Here is a 26,146-nt window from a genome sequence, read left to right on the forward strand (position 1 = left end):
GCCCCCGGGCCGGCCCGACCCGAACACGCCCCCGACCGCGTCCCCGCACGCGGCCTCCACACCGGACGTGCCGCCTTCCTCGGACGCGGCGCCGTCCACCACGGGGACCGCGACCCTGACCGCGTCCGAGACCGTTCCGGCGGCCGGCCCGGTGCCCGACGCCCAGACCCTCGCCGCCGTGCGCCGACGGGCCGCCCTCACCGGCACCGCCGTCTCCGTGCTGCTGATCCTCGCGATCGTCCTCGGCAGCCGGCTGCTCCGGGACTTCGACTCGGCGCTCCTCCCGTACGCCGTCGCCACCGTCTTCCTCGCCTTCGGCATCGCGTACCGGTACACGGTCTGGATCTCCGCCCCCGGCGCCCGGCGGCTCTTCAAGCAGGGCTGGCGGTCCTTCTTCTCGGCCGAGAACTTCCGCAGCGCCCCCACGGCGCTGCCGAAGATGATCGCCACCTACCTCGGCTTCCAGAAGTTCCTCGGCGCCCGCTCGCACGCCCGCTGGGCCGCCCACCAGCTGATCTTCTGGGGCTGCATCCTGGCCGCGCTCATCACCTTCCCGCTCACCTGGGGCTGGTTCACCTTCACCTCGGGCACCGGCTCCGGGCCCGGCTACGAGATGCGGATCTGGGGCATCAAGGTCCTCGGCTTCGACTCGCTGAACTTCGTGGGCTGGCTGATGTTCCACGGGCTCGACATCGCCGCCGTCCTCGTCATCCCCGGCGCCTCCTACTTCCTGTGGCGCCGGATGAAGGACCGCGGGGCCATCACCGGCCAGCGGTTCGCATACGACCTGGTCCCGCTGATCGCCCTGATCGTCATCGCGGTGACGGGGCTGCTCCTCACCTTCTCCTCGATCTTCCTGCACGGCGGCGGCTACGAGTTCCTGGCGATCCTGCACATGGTCTCGGTGGTCTTCACCCTGATCTACATCCCGTTCGGGAAGTTCTTCCACATCGTCCAGCGGCCCGCCGCCGTCGGCATGCAGCTGTTCAAGTACACCTCCCGGCGCCAGGACGAACAGGTCCTCGCCTGCCGCCGCTGCCACGAACCGATCGACACCGCCCCCTACGTCGAGAACCTCCAGGGCACCATGCGCGACCTCGACCTCGGCTTCGACGAGTGGGCCGAGTACTGCCCCCGCTGCAAACGCGTCCTGCGCGGCAACGCCTACCTCACCCACGTCAAGAAGGGCTTCAAGTGACGCAGCAGCACCTGGGGCGGGAGCCGGGACGCCGGCCTCCGCTCGACCCCTCGCTCGCCCCGCCCGGCACCCGCAACTTCCGCGACGCCGGAGGCATCCCCGCCGACCGCTGGCACGCCGACCAGAACGGCGAGACGCTCGTCCCCACCCACTGCTGCTTCTGCGGGGTCCAGTGCGGGATGTACCTCCGCGTCGACCGCGCCGGCAAGGTCTTCGGCGTCGAACCCCGCAACCACGACATCAACCGGATGCGGCTCTGCCCCAAGGGCATCAACGCCTACCAGCAGGTCAACCACCCCGACCGGCTCACCGCCCCGCTCATGCGCCGCAACCGCGACGAGCCCTTCCGGGAGGCGAGCTGGGAGGAGGCCCTCGACTTCACCGTCGCCGAGATCCGCCGCATCCAGACCGAGTACGGCCCCGACGCTTTCGGCCTGCTCGGCGGCGCCAGCCTCTATTCGGAGAAGACGTACCTCGTCGGCAAGTTCGCCCGCGTCGCGCTGAAGACCCGGCACGTCGACTACAACGGGCGGCTGTGCATGGTCTCGGCCGCCGGCGCCAACAAGCTCGCCTTCGGCATCGACCGGGCCGGCAACCCCTTCTCCGACATCCTCCTCACCGACTGCCTCCTGATCGCGGGATCCAACGTCGGCGAATGCTTCCCCGTGATGACGCAGTACCTCTGGGGGGCCCGGGACCGGGGCGCCACGCTGATCGTCGTCGACCCGCGCGAGACCGCGATCGCCCGCACCGCCGACCTCCACGTCGCGCTCAAGCCCGGTACCGACTCCGCCTTCTTCAACGCCGTCCTGAACGTCGTCGTCGCCGAGGGCCTCGCCGACGAGGCGTACCTCGCCGCCCACGCCACCGGCTGGGACGCGGTCAAGGAGACCGTCGAGGCCTATCCGCCCGCCCGCTCCGCGCAGATCTGCGGCGTGCCCGAGGAGCAGATCCGGCAGGTCGCCCGCATGTTCGCCGGCGCGGACAAGGCCATGGCCTGGCACGCCCGGGGCGTGGAGCACCACTCCCAGGGCGTCGAGAACTGCCTGTCGATCATCAACCTCTGCACCGCGACCGGGCACATCGGCCGCCCGGGCGCCGGCTACGGCACCATCACCGGCCAGGGCAACGGCCAGGGAGGCCGCGAGCACGGCCAGAAGTCCGACCTGCTGCCCGGCGGACGCTCGATCACGAACCCCGAGCACCGCCGCCAGATCTGCGAGATCTGGGGCATCGACGAGGCTGAACTCCCGCCCGCAGGCACCTCCATGATGGAGATGGTCTGGCAGATGCAGCGCCGCGAGATCCGCGGGCTCATCGGCATCTGCAACAACCCCTTCGTCTCCCTCCCCAACTACGCCACGGTGAAGGAGGGGTACGACGCCACCGAGTTCCACGCACAGTTCGACTTCTTCCTCTCCGAGACCGCGGCGAACGCGCACGTCGTCTTCCCCGTCACCGTCTGGGCCGAGGACGAAGGCGTCATGGCCAACGCCGAGGCCCGCGTGGTCAAGCACAACAAGGCCCAGGAACCGCCCGCCGGGGTCCGTACGGACACCTGGGTGATCTGCCAGCTGGCCAAGCGGCTCGGCGCCGGAGACAAGTTCGACTTCCCCGACTCCCGCTCCGTGTTCGAGGAGCTCCGCGTCGCCTCCGCCGGAACGGTGAACGACTACTACGGCATCACCTACGAACGCCTGGAGGAGACCGGCGGCATCGCCTGGCCCTGCCCCTCCACCGACCATCCGGGCACCCCCCGCCTCTTCGAGGACGGAAGGACCTACCACCCGGACGGCAGGATCCACATGCAGGTCGTCGAATGGCACCCGCCCATGGACCCGTACAGCGAGGAGTACCCCCTCTCGCTCACCACCGGCCGCACCGTCGCCCACTTCCTCTCCGGCAACCAGACCCGCCGCCTCGGCGCCCTCGTCGAACAGACCCCGCGCCCCTGGGTCGAGGTCCACCCCTCGCACGGCTTCACCAACGGCGACCCCGTCCGCGTCGTCACCCGCCGCGGCAGCGAGGTCTTCCCCGCTCTGGTGACCGAGGCCATCCGTCCCGACACGGTCTTCGTGCCGTACCACTGGCCCGTCCCGACGGCGGCCAACGCCCTGACCATCGACGCACTCGACCCCCGGTCCAAGATCCCCGAGTACAAGGTGTGCGCCGCCCGGATCGAGGCCGCCGAACGGATCGACGAGGTCCCCGCGCCGCCCACCGCCCCGGGGCACCGGGCCTACCCGGAGACCCAGGTCTCCCGCACCGACCCCCTTCCCCCCACGGCCCCGCAGGGCCGTGGCACCGCGGAGAGGAGCTGACGCGCTCATGATGGGCCGCACGATCTTCATCGACCCGGGGCGTTGCATCGGCTGCCAGGCGTGCGTCTCCGCCTGCCGCGAGTGCGACTCGCACCGCGGCAAGTCGATGATCCATCTGGACTACCCCGACGAGGGACACTCCGTCGCCTCCCTTCCCACGGTCTGCATGCACTGCGAGGACCCCGTCGCCCCGTGCGCCGAGGTCTGCCCGGCGGACGCGATCCTGGTCACCGCCGACGGCGTGGTGCAGCAGGCCGACACCACCCGCTGCATCGGCTGCGCCAACTGCGTCAACGCCTGCCCCTTCGGCGTCCCGAAGATCGACCTCCAGGCGAAGCTGCAGATGAAGTGCAACCTCTGCTACGACCGCACCGCCTACGGACTCGCCCCGATGTGCGCCACCGTCTGCCCCACCGGCGCCCTCTTCTACGGGACGCTCGAGGAGCTCCAGGCCGAGCGCCCCGGCGTCCAGGTCGCCGACTCCTTCACCTTCGGCTCCACCACCGTCACCACCGGAGTGGCGATGGTCGTCCCCGCCGACAAGGTCCAGTGGCCCGTCCCCGGCGGCCTCCCCGTCGTCGAGATCAACGGAGTGGACGTGCGCGACACCCAGGCGCCCGCCCCGGCCGCCGGCCGGCAGGAGGACGGCCGATGAGCGTCACGGAACAGCCGCCGCCGCCCGCCGACGGCCCCGGGCCGACCGACGCCGCCCGGGAGGCACTCCACGACCGCATCGCCGCGGACTCCCTGACCACCCGTCGCGACTACCTGCGGATCGTCGCCACCGTCTCCGGCGGACTGGCCGTCGGCGGCATCGGCGTGGCCGCCGGCATCCTGCACCGCCACGGCGACAGCGACGGCCCGCTGGAGCCGAAGAAGATCGCCGACTCCCTCGCGCCCGGTGAGTCCCTCGCCTTCCGCTACCCGGAGGAGGAGGACCGGGCGGTCGCCGTCCGGCTGGAGGACGGCACCCTGGCCGGCTACTCGGCCGTCTGCACCCATCTCGCGTGCGCGGTGCTCTGGCGCAAGGACCGGGGCAGCGAGGGCGAGCTGTACTGCCCCTGCCACGAGGGCGTCTTCGACGCCCGCACCGGCGAGGTCACCGCGGGCCCGCCGCCCCGGCCGCTGCCCAAGGTGATCCTCGTGGAGGAGACCGACGGCAGCGTCTGGGCCATCGGCACCACCCGCTCCGGCGAGAGCCTGCAGGACGGGCTGTGCCGGCAGCTCGAGGGCACCCGGTCCGCCCTGGCCGAGCAACTGGGCTGCCCGGTGGCCTCGCCCGGCGGCACGGGCGAGAGGAAGGAACGGACATGACCGACGGCCCCTTCCCCGGGGACCCCGAGCGGCCCGAGGACCCCCGGCACCCCGAGCAGTCCCGGCCCTCCGGCGCCCCTGGGGGCACCGGCCCGCAGCCCCCGGCGGGCCCCGCCCCGGCGACCACCGGAACGGGCCTTCCGCCGCGGCCCGTCTACACCCCCGGCAGCGGCCAGCCCCGTCTGAACCGTCCTCTGCACGAGCGGTATCCGCAGATCAGAGCCACCAGCGGATACGGCGACCCCCGGGTCCGCCACACCGGCCCGGGACCGGGCGCCGGCACCGAGCAGGAACCGGAGCGCTCCTCGAAGCTCTCCGCCCGCCTGACCCTCGCCCTGACCGTGGTCATCGGCCAGCTGTGGGGGCTCACGGTCGTCGTCGACGAATGGATGGCCGGCGACACCGGCACCGCCTGGTGGGGCGCCGGCTTCCTCGTCCTGTCGTTCCTGGTCGTGCTCGGCCTGTGGCTCATCGACCCGAAGGACCGCTGATCGTCCGGGTCGGGGGCGGTGCCCCGGGCGTACCCTGAAGGCATGAGCACCGCCCCCGCCCACGGCCCGCGAGACGCGAAGCAGTCCGACGACGAACCGAATCCCCGACCCAGGCCGGCACTGATCTTCGACGATCCGCTGGACCAGCAGTCCGCGGACGATACGGACCGCGGGTGGGGTGAGCGGTCTCCGGGCGGCGGCAGCGCCGCCGACCTCGCGCGCTTCCTCGACGAGAAGCCGCCGCACCACATCTGACGTCCCGCACCGGCCGCCCGCCGGGAGACGTCGCCCCCGTGGGAGGAAGCCTCGCGCGGGACGGACGGCAGGTCGACGACGGAGACGCCGCCTACGGCCGGCCGGGCACGTCCGTCCCGCCGGTCCCCGCTCCCGGACCCGTGCCACCACTCGTACCGGTACCCGTGCCGCCGCCCGTGCCCGGTCCGCGCTGCGCCACCAGCAGGTCGCGGATCTCCTTGAGCACCTCCAGCTCGCTGATCTCCAGGGTCTCCTGGACGCCTTCCTTCGCCTTGTCGTGAGCCGCCCGCTTGGCCAGGACCTTGGCCATGGGAAGGACCATCAGGAAGTAGACGACGGCCGCGGTGATCAGGAAGCTGAGGATGGCGCTCAGCACCAGGCCCCACATGATCGGGATGCCGGTGACCACGTTCCCGGCCTTGTCCACCACACACGGGCCCTTGATGCAGGACCGGTAGCTCTCCAGGTCCTTGGTCCCGAAGGCGCCGACCAGCGGATTGATGACGCCCCTGACCACCGCGTTCACGATGTTCGTGAACGCCGCGCCGATGACGACCGCCACCGCCAGGTCGATCACGTTGCCGCGCATCAGGAAGGCCTTGAAGCCCGCCAGCACGCTCTCCTTCTTCGGGGTCACCCGCATGCCTTTCGACGTAAGTGCAGTTGGTGCTGCCATTACGCCGTGCCCGGTACGAGGGCGTCCAATCCGTACACACGTACCGGTTACCGAGCAGGCTGTCCGTGCGAATCAGCACAGGACCACCGCCAGTCGGGACGTCATGCCCGCCCCGGCCAGGGCGGTCGCCACGGACCGGGGGACGGACAGGACGATCAGCGCCCCGTGTTCACCACCGCTCCCGCCGTCCGCGCCGACGCCGGCGTCCGGGCCCGTGCGGGCGGGGCGGGGGACACCGGTCACCCGGGCGCCGGTCGCGACGACGCGCGCCTCGCCGTCCCCGCCCCCGCCCAGGGAGGTCCGGCCCGGCGCGGCGATCACGTCGACCCGGTCACCGGGCCGCAGCAGCCGCACCGTCGCGGCGTCGGCGATCCGCACCGGGGCGGACACCAGCCGCACGGCGGTCGGCCTCTGCCGCGCGGGCGGTGCGTGCGGCCCCGGCGCCCCGGCGGACACCTCTCCCGCGCCCGCCCCGGTCGCCGAACTCACCGCGAGGGCCGCCGAGGCCAGCGCCAGCACCGCGGCCGGCGCCCGGCGCCCGCGCCGCAGCGCCCTCCCGGGCCGCAGCCGCCCGCGCCCCCGGACCCGCAGCGGCTCGAACCGCGGGACCGCGCGGGTCTCGGGCACGGCGGAGAGCGAACAGGGCGCCGGGGGAGGGGAAGGAACGGAGAACGAGGTCGTCATGGCGGCCACCACCTGTCAGGCGTCGGGTGCTTCCCCGGACCGTCCGGAGAACCGCACCCACCGTCCCGCGTCCGCCGGAATCCCGCTCCGGCCTGTGGACAGCCCGCCGCCTGTGGACAACCCCATCACCCTTCCAGGTGAGGCAGGGGGGTCGGCTCAGGGGAGGAGGCAGGGGAGCCGGCCTCAGGGGAGTTCGATGCCGAGATCCCAGCCGTCGTGCGCGTGCGTGCACAGGCAGTCCCGGTCCGCCGTGTCCGGCAGCGCCCCCACCGCGTCGAAGAGCACCTCCCGCAGCCGGCCGACGTTCGCGCCGAACACCCGCAACACCTCGGTGTGCGAGACGCCCTCGCCGGTCTCCGCGCCCGCGTCCAGGTCCGTGACCAGCGCCATCGAGGTGTAGCAGAGCCCGAGTTCCCGCGCGAGCACGGCCTCCGGGTGCCCGGTCATCCCGACGACGGACCAGCCGGCCGCCGCATGCCAGCGCGACTCGGCCCGCGTCGAGAAGCGAGGCCCCTCGACCACCACCATCGTGCCGCCGTCCACCGGGTCCCAGCCCCGCCCGCGGGCCGCCTTCAGGGCCACGCGCCTGCCGTCGGGGCAGTACGGGTCGGCGAAGGTGGTGTGGACGACGTTCGGGGTGGCGCCGCCCCACGCTGCCGGCAGCGGCTCGCCGTCGAAGTAGGTCTGCACCCGGGTCTTCGTGCGGTCGACCAGCTGGTCCGGCACGAGCAGGGTGCCGGGCCCGTACTCCTCGCGCAGTCCGCCCACCGCGCACGGGCCGAGCACCTGCCGCACGCCCACGGAACGCAGCGCCCACAGGTTGGCGCGGTAGTTGATCCGGTGCGGCGGCAGCGTGTGGCCGCGGCCGTGCCGCGGCAGGAACGCGACCTGCCGGCCGGCGACCTCGCCGAGGAAGAGGGAGTCGCTGGGGCTGCCGTACGGGGTGTCCACGGACACCTCCGTCACGTCCTCCAGGAAGGAGTAGAAGCCCGAGCCGCCGATCACGCCGATGTCCGCAAACGCCTTGGTCGTCATGCGCGTCACCCTAGGGGTGTCGATCAGGCCGGATGGGCAGGTTCGACAAGACACCCCCTGGGGGCTGCCCTCCCGGTCCTGCCGCGCTCTCGGCCATCCGCAGACCCTGTCCGGGACCCGACAGGTCCGGTCGCGGCGAACAGAGTCCTGCCACGCGAAAAGCCCTGCCGCGCGAGGCGGCAGGGCTTTCGTGAATCCGTGGATCGGGCGGGAGCCCGGACCGCGACGTGCGCCTGGGGTCAGGCGGCCGAGGTGGAGCTCGACGAGCTCGACGAGGCGGACGAGCCCGAGGCCGTGCCGGACGAAGCGGCGGGCTTCGCGTCGGACGACGACGAGGACGGCGTGGTCGACGACGAGGTGCCGGACGGCTTCGACGACGCGGGCGAGCTGCTGGACGACGAGCCGCGGCTGTCGTTCCGGTAGAAACCGGAGCCCTTGAAGACGATGCCGACCGCGGAGAACACCTTCTTCAGGCGTCCCTGGCAGCTGGGGCACACGGTCAGCGCGTCATCGGTGAACTTCTGCACCGCCTCGAGGCCCTCGCCGCACTCGGTGCACTGGTACTGGTAGGTCGGCACTTGTCTTCCTCCTGGCACTCACACTCATCGAGTGCTAACGACGATCCATAGTGACCTATTCCGCGGGATCAGTCCACCGTCACCGGCACTCGGTGACCGATACCACGTGCGGTCACCCGTCCGGCCACCCGGGGCCTGAGGTGCGCGCGCAGGGTCACCAGCGTGGCCAGCGCGAGCGCGGTGCCCACGAGCGGCACCAGGAACCCGGTGCTCGCGCCGTGGGCGTCGGCGAGCCGGCCGGCGACGGTGACGGCCGCGGCCTGGCCCAGCGCCACGGCGCCCGTGAGCCAGGTGAACGCCTCGGTGCGGGCGCCGGCCGGGACCAGCGTCTCGACGATGGTGTAGCCGGTGATCAGGGCCGGGGCGATGCACAGTCCGACGACCAGGCCGAGCGCGCCGAGCAGCAGCACGGAGTGCGCGGACCAGAGCAGCGAGGCCGCCACGGTCAGGCCGGTGTAGCCCAGGATCAGGCGCTTGCGCGGACCGATGTTCCAGGCCACGGCGCCCATGGCGATGCCGGCGAGCATGTTGCCCGCGGCGAAGATCCCGTAGAGCAGTCCGTTGGCGCCGGGGTTGCCGATCTCCTCGGAGAACGCGGTCAGCGAGACCTGCATGCCGCCGAAGACCGAGCCGATGCCCAGGAAGGCGATGGCCAGGACCCGGACGCCAGGGATGGACAGGGCGGAGACGCGCGGCTCGGCGGCGGCCGCCGAGAGCAGCCCGTGGGCGGGCTGGGTGCGCCGCTGGGCGGCGAAGAACAGGCCGCCGAAGAGGGTCAGCGCGGCCTCGGTGATCAGGCCGGCCGCCGGGTGGACCCCGGTGCACAGCGCGGTGGCCAGGACCGGTCCGACGACGAAGGTGAACTCGTCCGTGACCGACTCGAACGCCGCGGCCGTCGGCAGCAGCGGCGACGGGGTCGAGGAGTCGCCCCCGAGCGTGGCCGCCCAGCGTGCCCGGACCATGGGCCCGACCTGCGGGACGGAGGCGCCGGCCGGGACGGCCGCCAGGAACAGCGCCCACAGCGGGGCGCCGGTCATGGCCAGGACGACGAGCAGGGAGACCGCGACGGTGTGGACGAGGACGCCCGGCACCAGCACGGCGCGCTGGCCGAAGCGGTCCGCCAGCTTGCCGCTCTGCGGGGCGAACAGCGCCATCGAGACGCCGGTGACGGCCGCGACGGCGCCGGCGCTGCCGTACGAGCCGGTGGTGTGCTGGACGAGCAGGACGATGCCGATGGTCAGCATCGCGAAGGGCTGCCGCGCCGCGAATCCGGGCAGCAGGAAGGAGAGTGCTCCGGGGGTTCGGAGAAGCTGCCCGTACCCGGCCTTCCCGCCGGTGACGCCGGTCGCCTCGGTGAGCGACTCAGGCGTGTCAGAAGTGACCGTGGATGCCACGGTCCTTGCCTTTCCGCCGCCTGGTAGCGCGCCCCGAGCACGGTGGTGCGGGTGTCGCCGAGAGCTGTCCTCATGCGCGGAACTGCGGTAGATGCCGTGCCCCACTGCGGAGGGACCCACGGCCGCCATACGGTCGGCGCCAGCTCTGCGTCAGGCAGAGTTGGTTCGATCAAGTGTGCCTTCACGATACAGGGAGAGGCGTCTCCTTGCCTGGGAAAACGCCCACCCCTTCCAAATAATGCCTGTGATTAACCGGATGTCCGCTTGCCTTTGTGGTCGCGGTGTCCGGAAAGCCGCGGAATGGACCCCCGGTGCCCGGTGATCGCGGTCGAGCCGCCGGCGCCCAGCCAGCCGGCCAGCTTGCCGCCCTGTCCGACGGCCCGCAGCCGCCGCTCGGCGGCGTCCCGCACCGGATCGGTGGCGACGACGAGCAGCTCGTCCCCGCGCCGCAGCACGGTCGTCGGCCCCGGCACGAAGCTCTTGTCGTCCCGTACGACGAGGGTGACGGCGGCCCCGGCCGGCAGCCGCAGCTCCGCGACCTCCACGCCGTGCATCCGGGAGCCCTCGGGGATCGCGACCGAGAGCAGGTGCCCGCGCAGCCGCTCCAGCGGCGCCGACTCGACCCCGAGGTCGGCCGCCTCCGAGGAGTCCCCGAGTTCGAGGGCCCTGGCGAGCCAGGGCAGCGTCGGCCCCTGCACCAGGGTGTAGACGACGACGAGCACGAAGACGATGTTGAAGATCCGCTCGCTGCCCTGGATGCCGGACACCATCGGGATGGTGGCGAGGATGATGGGGACGGCTCCGCGCAGGCCGGCCCAGGACATCAGCGCCTGCTCCTGCCAGGGGATGCGGAAGGGCAGCAGGCTGACGAAGACCTCCAGCGGCCGGGCCACCATCGTCAGGACCAGGCCGATGATCACCGCCGGCCAGAAGTCGTCGACGAGCTTGGTCGGCGTCACCAGCAGGCCGAGCAGGACGAACATGCCGATCTGGGCGATCCAGCCGAGGCCCTCGGCGAAGCCCCGGTTGGCCGGGGCGTGCGGCAGCTTGGCGTTGCCGAGGATCATCGAGGCCAGGTAGACGGCGAGGAAGCCGGAGCCGTGCGCCATGGCGCCGGCCGCGTACGCCACCACCGCGATGGCCATGACGGCGATCGGGTAGAGGCCGGAGGCGGGCAGCGCGATGTGGCGCAGACCGTAGGCGCCGAGGAAGCCCACCGCCAGGCCGACGCTCGCGCCGATGGCCAGCTCCAGGGCGATCTTGCCGACCAGGACGTACCAGTCGTCGATGGGGCCGACGGCCGAGAAGGCGACGACGAGGATGACGACGGGTGCGTCGTTGAAGCCGGACTCGGCCTCCAGGACGCCGGTCACCCGCGAGGGCAGCGGCACCTTGCGCAGGACGGAGAAGACGGCGGCGGCGTCCGTCGAGGAGACGACCGCGCCGACGATCAGGGCCTGGCGCCAGTCCAGGCCGACCAGGTAGTGCGCGGCCGCGGCCGTGACCCCCACGCTCACCGCGACGCCGACGGTCGACAGCACGACCGCCGCGGGCAACGCGGGTTTGATCTCCTTCCACTTGGTACCCAGGCCACCCTCGGCCAGGATCACCACAAGCGCGGCATAGCCGATCACCTGGGTCAGTTCGGCGTTGTCGAAGGCGACGTTGCCGATCCCGTCCTGCCCGATGGCGACCCCGATCCCCAGGTACAGCAGCAGGCTGGGGAGCCCGCTCCGGGACGAGATCCGCACCGCCGCGACAGCGATGAGCAGTACGAGCGAGCAGATGAGCAGGAGTTCGTTGAGCTGGTGGACAGTCAGTGGCCGATCCTTCCCCTCGCATGCAGCCGGATCGTTCCTCCAGCAGCCGACACTTCGTTACCTTACCTAATCTTTAACGTTTTCTTGACGCCCTCCGCTCTTCGCTCGCTCACCAGTGCGGGCTTCATACGGGCACCGCGTCCAGGTGGGTGAGGCGCTGCGCCTAAGGTTGCTCCCGTACTCCAGGACCACCCTGCCCCTCGAAGGACAGCGATGCCCTCCAACACGACCGCGCCACCCGCCAAGAAGAGGGGGCGCCGCGCCCGCCTGATCGTCTTCGTCCTGGTCCTTGCGCTGGTCGCGGGCTTCGGTTACGGCGGTTACTGGGGCGTCTCCACCGTCCGGGCCTCGTTCCCGCAGACGACCGGCACGATCCGGCTGGACAAGCTCTCCGGTCAGGTCGAGGTCAAGCGGGACGCCTACGGGGTCCCGCAGATCTACGCGGACACCGAGGCCGACCTCTTCCGCGCCCAGGGCTTCGTCCAGGCCCAGGACCGCTTCTACGAGATGGACGTCCGCCGTCACATGACCTCGGGCCGCCTGTCCGAGATGTTCGGCAAGAGCCAGGTGAACACCGACGCCTTCCTGCGCACGCTGGGCTGGCGGCACGTGGCGCAGGAGGAGTACGACAAGGTCCTGTCGCCGGAGACGAAGAAGAACCTCCAGGCCTACGCGGAGGGCGTCAACGCCTACCTCAAGGACCGGGACCCTTCGGACATCTCGGTCGAGTACGCGGCGCTGGCCTTCACCAACGACTACGCGATCGAGCCCTGGACGCCGGTCGACTCGGTGGCCTGGCTCAAGGCGATGGCCTGGGACCTGCGCGGCAACATGCAGGACGAGATCGACCGCTCGCTGATGACGAGCCGGCTGAGCGCGCAGCAGATCAAGGACCTGTACCCGGGCTACCCGTACGAGCTGCACCAGCCGATCGTCCAGGGCGGTGCGCTGGACGAGGAGAAGGGCGCCTTCGACCCGAAGGGCGAGGCGTCCGACGCCGGCGGCTCCACCACCGGCGACTCGAACGGCGCGCTGCGGGGCATGCAGTCCCAGCTCGGCTCGCTCGCCGACTCCCTCGACGAGATCCCGGCGCTGCTGGGCCCCAACGGCAACGGCATCGGATCGAACTCCTGGGTCGTCTCCGGGAAGTACACGACCTCCGGCAAGCCGCTGCTGGCCAACGACCCGCACCTGGCGCCGATGCTGCCGTCCCTCTGGTACCAGATGGGTCTGCACTGCCGCTCCGTCTCGGCGACCTGCCGCTACGACGTCGCCGGGTACACCTTCTCCGGCATGCCGGGCGTGATCATCGGCCACAACGACACGATCGCCTGGGGCTTCACCAACCTCGGCGCCGACGTCAGCGACCTCTACCTGGAGAAGATCGGCGACACCGGCTACCTGGTGGACAACAAGACCAAGCCGTTCGTCATCCGCGAGGAGACGATCAAGATCGCGGGCGGCGGCACCCGCAGGATCACCGTCCGCTCGACCGAGCACGGCCCGCTGGTCTCCGACCGCTCCTCGGAGCTGGAGAAGGTCGGCCAGAAGGCCGGCGTCAGCAACGCCGCCCCGGACCGGGGCGCCGGCTACGGCGTCTCCCTGAAGTGGACCGCCCTCCAGCCGGGCAAGTCCATGGACGCCGTCTTCGAGCTCAACCGGGCCAAGAACTTCAAGGAGTTCCGCGCCGCGGCCAAGAACTTCGAGGTCCCCTCCCAGAACCTGGTCTACGCCGACGCCGAGAACATCGGCTACCAGGCGCCCGGCAAGATCCCGCAGCGCTCCAAGGGCGACGGCACCGTCCCGGCCCCGGGCTGGGACTCCTCCTACAAGTGGGAGGGCTTCATCCCGTACGACGAGCTGCCGTACGAGGAGAACCCGGAGCGCGGCTACATCGTCACCGCCAACCAGGCCGTCGTCGACCCCGCCAGGTACCCCCACCTCCTGACGAAGGACTGGGGCTACGGCTCGCGCAGCCAGCGGATCAACGACCTCATCGAGTCGAAGACCAAGGACGGCGGCCGGATCTCGCCCGACGACATGCGGACCATGCAGATGGACAACCGCAGCGAGATCGCGACCCTGCTCAACCCGCTGCTGCTGAAGATCGACATCTCGGACCCCTACGTCCGTGAGGCGCAGAAGCTGCTGGAGGGCTGGGACTACACCCAGGAGCCGGACTCGGCCGCCGCCGCGTACTTCAACGCGGTCTGGCGCAACGTCCTCAAGCTCGCCTTCGGCGACAAGCTGCCCAAGGAGCTGCGGGCCGAGGGCGACTGCATCAACGTCCGCCCGGCCGACTTCACCGGCCCGGCCGACGAGCAGAACAAGCTCGTCCGGGAGTGCGGCCAGCGCGATTCGGACTCGGCGCAGCCCGACGGCGGCGACCGCTGGTACGAGGTGGTCCGCCCGCTGCTGAAGCAGGAGAACAGCGCCTGGTGGAAGACCGAGGCCAACCGGACCGACCAGGCCACCGAGACCCGTGACCAGCTGCTCGCCCGGGCCATGGAGGACGCCCGCTGGGAGCTGACCGCCGAGCTCGGCAAGGACGTCTCGACCTGGAGCTGGGGCCGGCTGCACCAGCTGACCCTGACGAACCAGACCCTCGGCACCGCCGGTCCGGGCTTCGTCCAGTCGCTGCTCAACCGCGGCCCGTGGAACCTGGGCGGTGGCGAGGCCGCGGTCGACGCGACCGGCTGGAACGCGGCCGGCGGCTACGAGGTCGTCTGGGTGCCGTCGATGCGGATGGTCGTCAACGTCGGCGACTGGGACAAGTCCCGCTGGATCAACCTCAGCGGAGCCTCCGGGCACGCGTTCCACAGCCACTACACGGACCAGACCGACAAGTGGACCAAGGGCGAACTGCTCGACTGGTCCTTCGGCAAGGCGGCGGTCGACGCCTCGACGAAGGACACGCTGGTCCTGCGGCCGTAGGCGGCGGACCGCTCACGCGGGTCCGAAGCGGGTGACCCCGTCCGGGGTCACCACCGCGTGCACGGGGTGGTCGTGCGGTTCCTCCGGGACCCGCGCGACCACCTCGTTCGCGTAGAGGAGCACCACGAGCGCCGGACGCGCGCCGGCCCGCCCGAGCCGCGCGAGCACCCGGTCGTACGAGCCGCCGCCGCGGCCGAGCCGCATCCCGCGGCCGTCCACCGCGAGGCCGGGCAGCAGCACCGCGTCGGCGTCGCACACGGCGTCCGGGCCCAGCAGCGGCCCCGTCGGTTCGAGCAGGCCGCGGCCGGCCCTGGCCAGCCCCTCCCCGCCCTCGTACACCGCCCAGTCGAGGTCGTTGTCGGGCAGCAGGACCGGCAGCAGGACCCGTACGCCCCGCGCCCGCAGCGCGTCGAGCAGCGCGCGCGTGCCCGGCTCACGCCCCACCGACACGTAGGCGGCGACGGTCGACGCCCCGGCCAGCTCGTCCAGCTCCAGCGCGGCCCGCGCCAGGTCCTCGGCCGCGGCGTCCCGGCCGGTGAGCGCGGCCCGCGCGGCGAGGAGTTCCCGGCGCAGCGCGGCCTTCTCCGACGGGTCGCCGGACGGTTCGACGGTCACTGTGGCCTCACTCTGCATTCACGAACCTCTCGTACCTGTCGTTATGTGAAGGAAGTTAACGGGAGCCCCATCTTCCTCTCATACCCAGCGGCTATGGTCTCCGCATGACTCAGTCGCTCCCCAGGATCAGCAAGGCTGTCATCCCGGCCGCGGGCCTCGGCACCCGGTTCCTCCCGGCCACCAAGGCGACGCCGAAGGAGATGCTGCCGGTCGTCGACAAGCCGGCGATCCAGTACGTCGTCGAAGAGGCCGTCGAGGCCGGGCTCTCCGACGTCCTGATGATCACCGGACGCAACAAGCGTCCGCTGGAGGACCACTTCGACCGGAACTACGAGCTGGAGGAGGCGCTGACCCGCAAGGGGGACAGCGAGCGCCTCTCCAAGGTCCGGGAGTCCAACGACCTCGCCACCATGCACTACGTCCGCCAGGGCGACCCGCGCGGTCTCGGCCACGCCGTCCTGTGCGCCGCCCCGCACGTCGGCGAGCAGCCCTTCGCGGTCCTCCTCGGCGACGACCTGATCGACCCGCGCGACCCGCTGCTCTCCCGGATGGTGGAGATCCAGGAGCGGGAGGGCGGCAGCGTCGTCGCGCTGATGGAGGTCGAGCCCTCGCAGATCGGGCTCTACGGCTGCGCGGCCGTGGACCCCACCGCCGACTCCGACGTCGTCAAGGTGACGGGCCTGGTGGAGAAGCCGGACCCGGCGGACGCGCCCAGCAACTACGCGATCATCGGCCGCTATGTCCTGGACCCGGCCGTCTTCGGCATACTGCGGGAGACCGAGCCGGGCCGCGGCGGCGAGATCCAGCTGACCGACGCCCTGCAGAAGCTCGCCATGGACGAGAAGATCGGCGGCCCCGTGCACGGAGTCGTCTTCAAGGGCCGCCGCTACGACACCGGTGACCGGGGGGACTATCTGCGTGCCATCGTCAGACTCGCGTGCGAACGTGAGGACCTGGGCCCGGACTTCCGGACCTGGCTGCGCAGTTACGTCAGCGAGGAGTTGTAGCACCGTGAGCAGCAGTACGGCACCGTCGTCCGGCGACCCGTGCGCGGGTCCGTCCCGTGATCTGTGGTCCGTGGACGCCCACCTGGACGACATCCTCGCGGCGGTCGCACCGCTCGAACCCATCGAGCTGCAACTGCCCGACGCCCAGGGCTGCGTCCTGGTCGAGGACGTCACGGTGCCGGTCGCGCTGCCCCCGTTCGACAACAGCTCCATGGACGGGTACGCGGTGCGGGTCGCCGACGTCGCCGGAGCCACCGAGGAGTACCCGGCCGTCCTCACCGTGATCGGTGACGTGGCGGCCGGGGCCGGGGGCCTGCCCCGGGTGGGACCGGGGCAGGCCGCCCGGATCATGACCGGCGCCCCGCTGCCGCCGGGCGCGGAGGCCGTCGTCCCGGTCGAGTGGACCGACGGCGGGAGCGGCGGCGGAGCGGCGAGCGGCATGCGCGCCGCGAGCACCGCCCCCGAGGGCGCGGCCGGCGAGGTCCGCGTCCACCGCCCCGCCGAGGCCCGCGCCCACGTGCGCGCCCGCGGCAGCGACGTCCGGGCCGGCGACCTGGCGCTCAAGGCCGGCACCGTGCTCGGCCCGCCGCAGATCGGGCTGCTCGCCGCGATCGGCCGCGGCACCGTGCGGGTGCGCCCCCGCCCGCGGGTGGTCGTGCTCTCCACCGGAAGTGAACTGGTCCAGCCCGGCGAGGAGTTGGGCGAGGGCAAGATCTACGACTCCAACAGCTTCGCGCTCGCCGCCGCCGCACGTGATGCCGGCGCCCTCGCCTACCGGGTCGGCGCCGTCACCGACGACGCCGAGACGCTCCGGGCCACCATCGAGGACCAGCTGATCCGCGCGGACCTGCTGGTCACCACCGGCGGTGTCAGCGTCGGCGCGTACGACGTCGTCAAGGAGGCGCTGACCGTCGACGGGCAGGTCGACTTCCGCAAGCTGGCCATGCAGCCGGGGAAGCCGCAGGGCTTCGGGACGATCGGACCCGAGCAGACCCCGCTGCTCGCCCTGCCCGGCAACCCCGTCTCCTCGTACGTCTCCTTCGAGCTCTTCGTGCGGCCCGCGATCCGGGCGCTGATGGGCCTCGCCGACCTGCACCGCCCGCGGGTCCGGGCCGAGCTCGTGGCGGACAAGGCGCTGTCGTCCCCGGCCGGGCGCCGGCAGTTCCTGCGCGGCACGTACGACGCCGAGGCCGGCACGGTCACTCCCGTGGGCGGCGCCGCCTCGCATCTGATCGCCGCGCTCGCGCACGCGGACGCGCTGCTCGTGGTGGACGAGGAGACGACCTCGGTGGAACCCGGCAGCACGCTGGAAGTGGTCCTCCTCGGCTGAGGAGGCCCTGGTGGCGGTACCGTGTCGTCCCACACAGCGACCGGGAGTGTCACGGCCATGAGCACGCAGCAAGGACTCACCCACATCGACGAGGCGGGTGCGGCCCGCATGGTCGACGTCTCCGCGAAGGACGTCACGGCGCGGACCGCCCGGGCCAGTGGGCGGGTCCTCGTGGCGCCGCGCGTGATCGAGCTCCTGCGCGGTGAGGGCGTGCCCAAGGGGGACGCTCTCGCCACGGCCCGGATCGCCGGGATCATGGGCGCGAAGAAGACTCCCGACCTGATCCCGCTCTGTCATCCGCTGGCCGTCTCCGGCGTCACGCTCGACCTGACGGTCGCGGACGACGCGGTCGAGATCGTGGCGACGGTGCGGACCACGGACCGAACGGGCGTCGAGATGGAGGCCCTGACCGCGGTCTCGGTGGCGGCCCTGACCGTCGTCGACATGATCAAGGCCGTCGACAAGGGCGCGGTCATCTCCGACGTGCGGGTGGAGGAGAAGACCGGCGGCAAGTCCGGCACCTGGACGCGGACGGACGCGGAGACGGAGGCCGGTTCGTGACGGCCGCCGTCCCGCAGGTCCGCGCGGGCCGGGTGCCCGAGGCGCACCACGGCGCGCACGGCGCCTCCGGCGGGGACGCGGCGGCCGGGGACGCACCCCACGGCGCCACCTCCTCCGGGCCGGAGGGCGCCGCCGGCGGCGCCTCCGGAGCCCCGTACCGGGCGCTGGTCGTCACCGCGTCCAACCGGGCCGCGGCCGGGGTGTACGAGGACAGGGGCGGTCCGCTCCTCGTCGAGGGTCTCGCGGGCATGGGCTTCGCGGTGGACGGGCCCCGGGTGGTCCCGGACGGGGAACCCGTCGCGGCGGCGCTGCGGGCCGGGGTGGCCGCCGGCTACGACGTCATCCTCACCACCGGCGGCACGGGCATCTCGCCCACCGACGCCACGCCCGAGGTCACCCGGCCGCTCCTGGAGCGCGAGATCCCCGGCATCCCCGAGGCGATCCGGGCCCACGGCCGGACGAAGGTCCCCACCGCCGCGCTCTCCCGCGGGCTCGCGGGCGTCGCGGGCGGCACCCTGATCGTGAACCTGCCCGGTTCCACGGGCGGCGTCCGGGACGGGCTGGCGGTCCTCGACGCGCTCCTCGTCCACGCCGTCGACCAGATCCGCGGCGGCGACCACCCCGGACCCGGTCCGGGGCGCGCGTCATGATCCCGTCCTGGCCGGTGATCCTGGTGGACGGCGACGTGGTGCTCCGCCCCATAAAGCTCCGCGACCAGCGGGCCTGGCGCGAGGTGAACCGGCGCAACCGGGACTGGCTGCGCCCCTGGGAGGCGACCGTCCCGCCGGCCGCCCCCGGCGCGCCCGTCGCGCAGCGCCCGACCTACCGCCAGATGGTCCGCCACCTGCGCTCCGAGGCGAACGCGGGCCGGATGCTGCCCTTCGTGATCGAGTACCGGGGCGAACTGGTCGGTCAGCTCACCGTGGCCGGCATCACCTGGGGCTCCATGTGCTCGGGCCACGTGGGCTACTGGGTGGACAGCCGGGTCGCCGGACGCGGCGTCATGCCGACGGCGGTCGCGCTCGCCGTCGACCACTGCTTCCGCGTGGTCGGGCTGCACCGGATGGAGGTCTGCATTCGGCCCGAGAACGGGCCGTCGCGGCGGGTCGTCGAGAAATTGGGATTCCGGGAGGAAGGCCTGCGCCCCCGCTATCTGCACATCGACGGTGCCTGGCGGGACCATCTCGTCTTCGCCCTCACGGCGGAGGAAGTGCCGGAAGGACTGCTGCGGCGCTGGCACCAGGCACGTCCGCCACATCCCGCACAATGACATAAGTGTTCGAATTTAATCGACAGTTGACCACTCGTCGATCGGCAATCGATCTGAACAATCACAAAAAAGTTCAGTGATATCAGCCAGATCGTGCGACACACCGGGCCAATTGGCCGATGCCCTCACGCGAACCCCTCTACGGTGTGAAGCGTGAGCAGCAGCGGCCTCATCTACGCAGTCATTGTCGGGGCCTGGGCCGCCTACTTGGTACCGATGTGGCTCCGCAGGCAGGACGAGCTCAACGAGGCCCGTCCGACGGAACGCTTCAGCACCGCCATCCGGCTGCTGTCCGGACGGGCGGGTATGGAGCGCCGGTATGCCAAGGAGCTGAAGGACCGGGACCGTACGGCGGACCACGCGGAACCCGACGTGGACCCGGACGCCGAGACCGAGCATCTGAGCTCGGTCGACGTCCGGGCCTTCTCCGCGCCCGCGGCCAGAACGGAAGCCCGGCTCGAACTCCCGGCCCCCGCCCCCGTGCGGCGGCCCTCGAAGTCGGCGGCCGAGCGGGCCCGCCGGGGCAAGGTCCTCGCCCGGCGCCGGCGCACCACCGTCGTCCTCTTCCTCGCCTTCACGCTCGGCGCGGTCGTCGCCGCCGTCGGCGGCCTGACGTTCCTGTGGGCGCCGGCCGCCCCGGCGGTCCTGCTGAGCGCGTACATCCTGCATCTGCGGGTCCAGGAGCGGCGGCGCTTCGTGTACGTGATGGACCGCCGCCGCGCCGAGGCGGCGGCGGCGCGCCTGCGGGAGAGCCGGCCGCAGCGCCGGCAGCCCGCGTCGGCGCCCTCGCCGGCGGCCTCCGCCGACGAGGAGGCCGGCCATCCCGAGGCGGAGCCGGCGCCCGAGGTCTCCCCGCAGGAGGCCGGCCGTCGCGCGCTCGTGGAGCAGACGGACCACGCCGAATGGGTGGACCAGCAGCGCGAGCGCGGACCGGCCCGCGGCGACAGCTGGGAGCCGGTCCCGGTGCCGCTGCCCACCTACGTCACCGCTCCGGTCGCCCCGCGCGCCACGAGCGGCATCGACATCACGGACCCGGAGACCTGGAGCGCGGCCCGCTCCTCCACGGCGGCCGACCCGGCCCCGCCGTCCGCCCCGTCCCCGGCTCCCCGCCAGCGCAGCGCCCCGCAGCGCCGCAACCGCGACCACGGCCGCACCCCGCTCTTCGACCAGTACGCGGACGACGACCGCCCGCGCGCGGCCAACGAATGAGACGCGTCGGCTGACCTGCGGGGAGCGGATTTCCGAGTACCCCGATCGGGATGCTAATGTTTCACACGTCGCAAGGGCCTGTGGCGCAGTCTGGTAGCGCACCTCGTTCGCATCGAGGGGGTCTGGGGTTCAAATCCCCACAGGTCCACCAGCGCACAACGGAGATCCCGCCCGATCGAAAGATCGGGCGGGATCTCCGCTTTTGCGTGCCGTCAGGACGTGGGTGCGGTCGTCAGGACGTCTGGGCCTTGTCGTACAGCGCCTTCGCGTCGTTGCCGAAGTACGGGCCGAACATGCGGTTCGGCAGGAACGCGTAGCCGAAGCTGTTCACCGAGACCTGCAGGCCCGTTCCCGTGGACTCGTCGAAGCCGGTGAACCAGGGGCCGCCGCTGGAGCCGCCCGTCATGTTGCAGGCGAGGCCGTGGTCCTGGGAGAAGAGGAAGTCCTTCGAGGAGTTCCCCGAGCAGTACACCAGCTTGCTGCCGTCGTACGGGGAGGCGGCCGGGAAGCCGAAGGCGTACATCGGCTTGTTGTAGCCCCCGTTGAACTGGATGCCCTGGGCGCCGGTGACCGAGGTGAGCGTCCGGCCGTCCAGCGGGGCGACGACCGCCGCGCCCACGTCGTGGTTGATGTCCTCGCTCGCCTCCCACTGCGGGGTGGTGAGCGTCTTCGTCGCCGTCCACTGGCCGTACGGCGCGCTGCCGTTGGCGTAGCCGGGGACGAAGACCCAGTTCGTGTGCCAGGCGCCCTGGTACTTCACGCAGTGGCCGGCCGTGACGACCGTGCTCGCGTTCTGGCTGGTGACGGCGTTGCCGGAGCAGGAGGCCGTACGGCCCTGGAAGGTGAAGAAGACCCTGCCGGAGGTCTTCACGACCGCGCCGCCGCCGGTCCAGGCCCCGCCCGCCTGCGGGAAGGCCGCGGGGGCCGCCGCGGTGGGCGGGACCGTCGTCGGCCGCTCCGCGCGGGCGACCTCCGTGCGGGCGCCCGGGGTGAGCCGGAGATCCAGCGGGGTGGCCGACCTCATACGGGCCGGGGTCCAGAACGCCGCCGCCCGCTGCTGCTGCGTCGCGGTGACGGAGCGTGCGGCGGGAGCGGCGGCGGGTGCGGTGTCGGCGGCCTGGGCCTGTGTCGTGGTCAGGGCGCCGGCGAGCAGGGTGCCGGCGGCCGACAGGACGGCCGCGACTGTGCGATGGCGTCTCACGCATGTCTCCTTCTGCCGAGGCAGGTGGGGATGAGAGCGGTGCGGATCGACGTGCGTGAGAAGGGTGCCAGAGAAGGACGGAGATGTCAGGGGCGCGTCAGACTCTTGGCGAAACAACGACTGTTCTCGTACAGGCGGTAGTGGCCGAACTTGCTGCACGGCTCGTAACCGCTGGACGTGTAGAGGGCGATCGCCTCCGGCTGCATGGTGCCCGTCTCCAGGACCATCCGGGTCCGTCCGGCGGCGCGGGCGTCGTCCTCCAGGGCCGCCAGGACGCGGCGGGCCAGGCCGAGGCCGCGGGCCTCCGGGACCACGTACATGCGCTTCAGCTCGGCGTCGCCGTTCGCGTAGCCCTCGTCGTTCTCGTCCTGGGTGCGCCAGCCGCCGGTCGCGACCGGGCGGTCCTCGGCGTCGTAGACGAGGAGGTAGAGGCCGAGCGGCGGGACGAACATCCCCGCGTCCAGGGGGGTGGCGTCGCCCTCGTCGCCGTAGCGGACGGCGTACTCCAGCTGCACGGCGTCTTCGAGCTTGACCGCGTCGGGGTGGTCGTACGGGGTGGGGCGGATATTCATGCGCAACATCGTACATGTATGCGCCACCCGACCCGGGGCCTCCCCTGTCGGTATTCTCCCGGGATGCTCACTGTGACGTCCGTGAATGTCAATGGTCTCCGAGCCGCCGCCAAGAAGGGCTTCGTGGAGTGGCTGGCCGGTACCTCCGCCGACGCTGTCTGCCTGCAGGAGGTGCGCGCCGAGGCGGCGCAGCTCCCGGAGGAGGTCCGCGCGCCCGAGGGCTGGTTCACCGCGCACGCCCCGGCCGCCGCCAAGGGGCGCGCCGGCGTCTCCCTCTACACCCGTCGTGAGCCGGACCGCGTGCAGGTCGGCTTCGGATCGAGCGAGTTCGACGGCAGCGGCCGGTACATCGAGGCCGACCTGCCCGGTGTCACCGTCGCCAGCCTCTACCTGCCGTCCGGCGAGGTCGGCACCGACCGGCAGGACGAGAAGGTCCGCTTCATGGACGAGTTCCTGCCGTACCTGAAGGAGCTCAAGGCGCGGGCCGCCGCCGACGGCCGAGAGGTCGTGGTCTGCGGCGACTGGAACATCGCCCACCAGCAGGCCGACCTCAAGAACTGGAAGACCAACCAGAAGAACTCCGGCTTCCTCCCCGAGGAGCGCGCCTGGCTCACCCGCGTCTTCGACGAGGCCGAGTACGTCGACGTCGTCCGCGCGCTCCACCCCGACCAGGAGGGCCCGTACTCCTGGTGGTCGTACCGCGGGCGCGCCTTCGACAACGACAGCGGCTGGCGCATCGACTACCAGGTGGCCACTCCCGGTCTGGCCCGGCGGGCGGTGAAGGCCTTCGTCGAGCGCGCCGCCACGCACGGCGAGCGGTGGAGCGACCACGCGCCCGTCACGGCGGTCTACGAGCTCTGAGGGCTGCCCCGGAGGGGTTCTGTCCGGACGGGAACGGGGCCGGTCCGGACACCCTCCCGGGCCGCTCTGTAATACCGTGCGGGAAAGAGCGGTTCCGGGTGGGGGGAAATCGTTGAACGCGCGCATTCTGGTCGCCGAGGACGACGAAAAGCAGTCACGACTGATCCGGGTGTATCTGGAACGCGAGGGAAACGCCGTCCAGGTCGTGGCCGACGGCCGCGCCGCACTCGAAAAGGCGCGATCCGGTCGGCCGGATCTCATCGTTCTCGACGTGATGCTTCCGTTCGTCGACGGTCTCGACGTGTGCCGCATTCTGCGTGCCGAGGGGTCCGAGGTGCCGATTCTGCTGCTGACCGCCCGCAGCACCGAGGAGGACATGCTCCTCGGCCTCGACCTCGGCGCGGACGACTACCTCACCAAGCCCTACAGCCCCCGGGAACTGACCGCCCGGGTACGGGCCCTGCTGCGCCGCTCCCGCAAGGGCGGCGCGGCGACGGAGACCGCGCTGCTCCGGGTCGGCGAGGTGGAGCTGGACACGGCGCGCTTCGAGGTCCGGGTGGCCGGCCGGCCGGTGACGCTGACCTCGAAGGAGTTCGCCGTCCTGGAGGCGCTGGCCCGCGAGCCGGGCCGCGTCTTCACCCGGGCGCAGATCATCGAGCGGGTCTTCGGCTTCGACCGGGACGTCCTGGAGCGGACGGTCGACGCGCACGTGATGAACCTGCGGCGGAAGCTGGAGGCCGACCCGGGGCGCCCCCGCCACCTGGAGACCGTCTACGGGCGCGGGTACCGGCTCGCCGACGGCGCGGGGGCGGCGGACACCGTCTGAGCCGGGACCGCCCTCAGGGACGTTCCGGCGCCGGCCCGGGCCCGTCCGGTCCCGGCCGCGCGCCCAGGACGATCCGGAACGTCGTCCCGGCCCCCACCGTGCTGCGCACGTCGATGGTCCCCCGGTGGTCGGTCACGATCTGGCGGGCGATCGACAGGCCGAGACCGCTGCCGCCCGTCGCCCGCCCGCGTGAGGCGTCCGCGCGCCAGAACCGGTCGAACAGGCGGGGCAGGTCATCGGCGGGGATCCCGTGGCCGGTGTCCCGCACCTCGACGACCGCCAGTTCGGGGTGCGGCACCAGCGCCAGGGTCACGCCGCCGCCCGGCGGCGTGGCGCGCAGCGCGTTGCCGACCAGGTTCCCGACGACCTGGCGCAGCCGGTCCGGGTCCGCGGTCACGTACACCGGCCGCGGGGCGTCCAGTTCCAGCGCGACGCCCGCGGTCTCGGCCTGGGCGCGATGCGCGGTGCGGCTGGCCTCCAGCAGTTCGCGCAGGTCGACCTCGCAGCGGTGGTACGTGAGGGCGCCGGCCTCCGCCAGAGCGAGGTCCTGGAGGTCGTCCACGATCCGCTGCTGGAGCAGCGCCTCCTCGTGGAGGGAGGCGAGCAGCTCGGGCGTCGGCTCGATCACCCCGTCCCGCAGCGCCTCCAGGTAGCCGCGCAGATTGGCCAGCGGCGTGCGCAGCTCGTGCGCGATGTCGCCGGTGAGCCTGCGCTGGCGGGCCTCGCCGGCCTGGATGGAGTCGGCCATGCGGTTGAACGCCCCGCCGAGCCGGGCGATCTCGTCCCGTCCCGAGACGGGCACCCGCCGCCCCAGGTCGCCCTCGCCGAGGTCCTTGGCGGCGACCGTCATGGCCCGGACGGGCCGCAGGACGGCCCGGCTCAGGAGCAGGCCGCCCAGGATCGCGGCGAGGGCCACGCCGACGGCGACGGCCACCGTGGGCGCGGCGGCGAGGGCCGGGGGCGACTCGTCCTGGTAGCCCAGACGCACGTCGAGGCGGGCCGGCGCGACGGAGGCCGTGCGCTCGTGGAAGACCTGCCGGAGGCAGGGCGCGAGCGGCGGCCCGCCGGCGCAGCGCCGGGTCGCCGCGTCGTCGGCGGCGCGCTGCGGATCGTCCGGTGAGGACGGCTCGCGGCACTGCGCCGGCCGGACGGGGGTCGCGAGCGCGGGCAGGCCGAGCTCGTCGGCGCGGGCCGTCACCGCGGCGCCGGCCCGGGTCAGGCAGACCGCGTCCGCCGCGGTCGCGCGGTAGTCGCCGATCGCGGTGACGGTCACCTTCCGGGCCGCTCCCGGCACCAGCCCCTCGGGGAGGCCGAGGACGGGCCGGGCGTCGACCACGACGGCCGGCTGGCTGCCGAGCGCGCGCGGTTCGCGGCCCTGGAGGACGTCGGAGTCGGCGAGGACGACGCCGGTCTCGGTGGCGACCCGGATGCGCTGACCGGTGTCCCGGGCGAGGGCGCTCACCGTGGGGGCCAGCCCGTCCCAGGTGCCGTGGGCGAAGCCGTACCCGCGCAGCTCGCCGGTGATCCGGGAGACCTCCTCCTGGCCGGCCGCGACGGCCTCCCTGACCTGGCGGTTCGCCTGGCGCAGGGTCAGCCATGCGGTGGCGGCGGTGGCGGTCAGGGCGACCAGCATGAGCAGGCCGAGCGCACGGAGCCGGAAGCTCATCGCGACCCACCCGGACCGGAGGACGGGAGGCGGGCGCTCAAGGGGACTCCTTCGGTCGGGGTTCTCCCACGCTACGGGACGCGGGACGGGCGGCGGCCGGAGATCGGAAAGGGCGGCGGAACGGCCGATTTCCCGTGGGAGCGGCGGGATTTCGCCCGGAAGAATTCCGGACCGCGAGGTGCCCGAAATGGGTCAGTCCGCGCCGGAAGCATTTCTTCATCTTTCTCGGTGGGCGACGGTTTTCACGCCGCTCGCCGAAGGTTCGGCGCAGGGGCCGCTGCATTCGTGCCGGGTTCCGCCCGGCCCTGGATGCGGTGCTGACGAAACG

At 72.3% G+C, this 26,146-nt stretch carries 25 protein-coding genes and 1 tRNA gene; 16 read left to right on the forward strand and 10 right to left on the reverse strand.

Annotated elements, in window-relative coordinates:
• Positions 1-151 precede the first annotated feature (151 nt).
• From ACGFZF_RS23700 to ACGFZF_RS23725, 6 genes are read left to right on the forward strand one after another with little or no spacing between them, the layout of a single operon-like run.
• Positions 152-1,198, forward strand: coding sequence for an MFS transporter (locus ACGFZF_RS23700; protein WP_393557298.1), 1,047 nt, complete (start codon positions 152-154; stop codon positions 1,196-1,198).
• Positions 1,195-3,519 (forward strand): molybdopterin oxidoreductase family protein, encoded by a 2,325-nt coding sequence (locus ACGFZF_RS23705; RefSeq protein WP_393557045.1) that lies wholly within the window; start codon positions 1,195-1,197, stop codon positions 3,517-3,519. The genes ACGFZF_RS23700 and ACGFZF_RS23705 overlap by 4 nt, the downstream gene beginning before the upstream one ends.
• Before the next feature lie 7 nt (positions 3,520-3,526).
• Positions 3,527-4,174: a 4Fe-4S dicluster domain-containing protein gene (locus ACGFZF_RS23710; protein WP_393557047.1), complete on the forward strand. Its 648-nt coding sequence runs from the start codon at positions 3,527-3,529 to the stop codon at positions 4,172-4,174.
• Positions 4,171-4,833, forward strand: coding sequence for a ubiquinol-cytochrome c reductase iron-sulfur subunit (locus ACGFZF_RS23715; RefSeq protein WP_393557049.1), 663 nt, complete (start codon positions 4,171-4,173; stop codon positions 4,831-4,833). The genes ACGFZF_RS23710 and ACGFZF_RS23715 overlap by 4 nt, the downstream gene beginning before the upstream one ends.
• Positions 4,830-5,324: a hypothetical protein gene (locus tag ACGFZF_RS23720; protein WP_393557051.1), complete on the forward strand. Its 495-nt coding sequence runs from the start codon at positions 4,830-4,832 to the stop codon at positions 5,322-5,324. The genes ACGFZF_RS23715 and ACGFZF_RS23720 overlap by 4 nt, the downstream gene beginning before the upstream one ends.
• Before the next feature lie 42 nt (positions 5,325-5,366).
• Entirely contained in the window at positions 5,367-5,579 is a 213-nt protein-coding gene (locus ACGFZF_RS23725; RefSeq protein ID WP_393557053.1) for a hypothetical protein, read from the forward strand.
• Positions 5,580-5,670: 91 nt separating this feature from the next.
• On the opposite strand, the gene mscL is transcribed toward ACGFZF_RS23725, so the two are convergent.
• From mscL to ACGFZF_RS23755, 6 genes are all read right to left on the reverse strand, one after another.
• The gene (mscL, locus tag ACGFZF_RS23730; protein WP_393557300.1) at positions 5,671-6,216 is read right to left on the reverse strand and encodes a large conductance mechanosensitive channel protein MscL; all 546 of its coding nucleotides are present in this window, start codon (positions 6,214-6,216) and stop codon (positions 5,671-5,673) included.
• Positions 6,217-6,327: 111 nt separating this feature from the next.
• Entirely contained in the window at positions 6,328-6,939 is a 612-nt protein-coding gene (locus ACGFZF_RS23735; protein WP_393557055.1) for an RcpC/CpaB family pilus assembly protein, read from the reverse strand.
• Between the two features lie 183 nt (positions 6,940-7,122).
• Entirely contained in the window at positions 7,123-7,974 is an 852-nt protein-coding gene (locus ACGFZF_RS23740) for an S-methyl-5'-thioadenosine phosphorylase (protein ID WP_356602910.1), read from the reverse strand.
• A gap of 239 nt (positions 7,975-8,213) precedes the next feature.
• Entirely contained in the window at positions 8,214-8,552 is a 339-nt protein-coding gene (locus tag ACGFZF_RS23745; protein ID WP_393557057.1) for an FmdB family zinc ribbon protein, read from the reverse strand.
• A gap of 68 nt (positions 8,553-8,620) precedes the next feature.
• Positions 8,621-9,946 (reverse strand): MFS transporter, encoded by a 1,326-nt coding sequence (locus ACGFZF_RS23750; RefSeq protein WP_393557059.1) that lies wholly within the window; start codon positions 9,944-9,946, stop codon positions 8,621-8,623.
• Positions 9,947-10,194: 248 nt separating this feature from the next.
• Positions 10,195-11,739, reverse strand: coding sequence for a potassium/proton antiporter (locus ACGFZF_RS23755; protein ID WP_393557302.1), 1,545 nt, complete (start codon positions 11,737-11,739; stop codon positions 10,195-10,197).
• A 240-nt stretch (positions 11,740-11,979) separates the two neighbouring features.
• Between ACGFZF_RS23755 and ACGFZF_RS23760 the strand changes: the two genes are divergently transcribed.
• Positions 11,980-14,700: a penicillin acylase family protein gene (locus tag ACGFZF_RS23760; RefSeq protein WP_393557061.1), complete on the forward strand. Its 2,721-nt coding sequence runs from the start codon at positions 11,980-11,982 to the stop codon at positions 14,698-14,700.
• A gap of 12 nt (positions 14,701-14,712) precedes the next feature.
• On the opposite strand, the gene ACGFZF_RS23765 is transcribed toward ACGFZF_RS23760, so the two are convergent.
• Positions 14,713-15,315 (reverse strand): 5-formyltetrahydrofolate cyclo-ligase, encoded by a 603-nt coding sequence (locus tag ACGFZF_RS23765; protein WP_393557063.1) that lies wholly within the window; start codon positions 15,313-15,315, stop codon positions 14,713-14,715.
• 104 nt (positions 15,316-15,419) lie between these two features.
• Between ACGFZF_RS23765 and galU the strand changes: the two genes are divergently transcribed.
• The 7 genes from galU (at position 15,420) to ACGFZF_RS23800 (ending at position 20,843) form a co-directional block, all read left to right on the forward strand.
• Positions 15,420-16,322, forward strand: coding sequence for a UTP--glucose-1-phosphate uridylyltransferase GalU (gene galU, locus ACGFZF_RS23770; protein ID WP_393557065.1), 903 nt, complete (start codon positions 15,420-15,422; stop codon positions 16,320-16,322).
• 4 nt (positions 16,323-16,326) lie between these two features.
• Complete coding sequence (gene glp / locus ACGFZF_RS23775; protein ID WP_393557067.1) at positions 16,327-17,652, forward strand: gephyrin-like molybdotransferase Glp; 1,326 nt, start codon at positions 16,327-16,329, stop codon at positions 17,650-17,652.
• Between the two features lie 57 nt (positions 17,653-17,709).
• Entirely contained in the window at positions 17,710-18,213 is a 504-nt protein-coding gene (moaC, locus tag ACGFZF_RS23780) for a cyclic pyranopterin monophosphate synthase MoaC (RefSeq protein ID WP_393557069.1), read from the forward strand.
• A 164-nt stretch (positions 18,214-18,377) separates the two neighbouring features.
• Complete coding sequence (locus ACGFZF_RS23785; protein ID WP_393557304.1) at positions 18,378-18,863, forward strand: molybdenum cofactor biosynthesis protein B; 486 nt, start codon at positions 18,378-18,380, stop codon at positions 18,861-18,863.
• A complete protein-coding gene (locus tag ACGFZF_RS23790) occupies positions 18,860-19,483 on the forward strand; it encodes a GNAT family N-acetyltransferase (RefSeq protein WP_147978374.1) in 624 nt (207 codons plus the stop codon). The genes ACGFZF_RS23785 and ACGFZF_RS23790 overlap by 4 nt, the downstream gene beginning before the upstream one ends.
• Before the next feature lie 153 nt (positions 19,484-19,636).
• Positions 19,637-20,692, forward strand: coding sequence for a hypothetical protein (locus ACGFZF_RS23795; RefSeq protein WP_393557072.1), 1,056 nt, complete (start codon positions 19,637-19,639; stop codon positions 20,690-20,692).
• Between the two features lie 74 nt (positions 20,693-20,766).
• A tRNA-Ala gene (locus ACGFZF_RS23800) sits at positions 20,767-20,843 on the forward strand.
• 81 nt (positions 20,844-20,924) lie between these two features.
• Here ACGFZF_RS23800 and ACGFZF_RS23805 read toward each other — a convergent pair.
• Positions 20,925-21,893 carry a trypsin-like serine peptidase gene (locus ACGFZF_RS23805; RefSeq protein WP_393557073.1) on the reverse strand — a complete coding sequence of 323 codons (969 nt, stop codon included), beginning with the start codon at positions 21,891-21,893 and terminating at the stop codon, positions 20,925-20,927.
• A gap of 86 nt (positions 21,894-21,979) precedes the next feature.
• A complete protein-coding gene (locus ACGFZF_RS23810; protein WP_393557075.1) occupies positions 21,980-22,465 on the reverse strand; it encodes a GNAT family N-acetyltransferase in 486 nt (161 codons plus the stop codon).
• 63 nt (positions 22,466-22,528) lie between these two features.
• Between ACGFZF_RS23810 and ACGFZF_RS23815 the strand changes: the two genes are divergently transcribed.
• Both ACGFZF_RS23815 and ACGFZF_RS23820 read left to right on the forward strand, forming a co-directional pair.
• Positions 22,529-23,326, forward strand: coding sequence for an exodeoxyribonuclease III (locus tag ACGFZF_RS23815; RefSeq protein ID WP_393557077.1), 798 nt, complete (start codon positions 22,529-22,531; stop codon positions 23,324-23,326).
• Between the two features lie 112 nt (positions 23,327-23,438).
• Positions 23,439-24,152, forward strand: coding sequence for a response regulator transcription factor (locus tag ACGFZF_RS23820; protein ID WP_393557079.1), 714 nt, complete (start codon positions 23,439-23,441; stop codon positions 24,150-24,152).
• 13 nt (positions 24,153-24,165) lie between these two features.
• On the opposite strand, the gene ACGFZF_RS23825 is transcribed toward ACGFZF_RS23820, so the two are convergent.
• Complete coding sequence (locus tag ACGFZF_RS23825; RefSeq protein ID WP_393557081.1) at positions 24,166-25,818, reverse strand: sensor histidine kinase; 1,653 nt, start codon at positions 25,816-25,818, stop codon at positions 24,166-24,168.
• Positions 25,819-26,146: the final 328 nt, after the last annotated feature.

The sequence above is a fragment of the Streptomyces sp. NPDC048338 genome (genome assembly GCF_043201055.1).
Lineage (GTDB): Bacteria > Actinomycetota > Actinomycetes > Streptomycetales > Streptomycetaceae > Streptomyces.

Bases quoted from the DNA above. Each gene is read 5' to 3' on its own strand.
- ACGFZF_RS23710 (WP_393557047.1), top strand. From the start codon at position 3,527: ATGATGGGCCGCACGATCTTCATCGACCCGGGGCGTTGCATCGGCTGC.
- ACGFZF_RS23715 (WP_393557049.1), top strand. From the start codon at position 4,171: ATGAGCGTCACGGAACAGCCGCCGCCGCCCGCCGACGGCCCCGGGCCG.
- ACGFZF_RS23720 (WP_393557051.1), top strand. From the start codon at position 4,830: ATGACCGACGGCCCCTTCCCCGGGGACCCCGAGCGGCCCGAGGACCCC.
- ACGFZF_RS23725 (WP_393557053.1), top strand. From the start codon at position 5,367: ATGAGCACCGCCCCCGCCCACGGCCCGCGAGACGCGAAGCAGTCCGAC.
- ACGFZF_RS23735 (WP_393557055.1), bottom strand. From the start codon at position 6,939: ATGACGACCTCGTTCTCCGTTCCTTCCCCTCCCCCGGCGCCCTGTTCG.
- ACGFZF_RS23740 (WP_356602910.1), bottom strand. From the start codon at position 7,974: ATGACGACCAAGGCGTTTGCGGACATCGGCGTGATCGGCGGCTCGGGC.
- ACGFZF_RS23760 (WP_393557061.1), top strand. From the start codon at position 11,980: ATGCCCTCCAACACGACCGCGCCACCCGCCAAGAAGAGGGGGCGCCGC.
- galU (WP_393557065.1), top strand. From the start codon at position 15,420: ATGACTCAGTCGCTCCCCAGGATCAGCAAGGCTGTCATCCCGGCCGCG.
- moaC (WP_393557069.1), top strand. From the start codon at position 17,710: ATGAGCACGCAGCAAGGACTCACCCACATCGACGAGGCGGGTGCGGCC.
- ACGFZF_RS23790 (WP_147978374.1), top strand. From the start codon at position 18,860: ATGATCCCGTCCTGGCCGGTGATCCTGGTGGACGGCGACGTGGTGCTC.
- ACGFZF_RS23810 (WP_393557075.1), bottom strand. From the start codon at position 22,465: ATGAATATCCGCCCCACCCCGTACGACCACCCCGACGCGGTCAAGCTC.
- ACGFZF_RS23815 (WP_393557077.1), top strand. From the start codon at position 22,529: ATGCTCACTGTGACGTCCGTGAATGTCAATGGTCTCCGAGCCGCCGCC.
- ACGFZF_RS23825 (WP_393557081.1), bottom strand. From the start codon at position 25,818: ATGAGCTTCCGGCTCCGTGCGCTCGGCCTGCTCATGCTGGTCGCCCTG.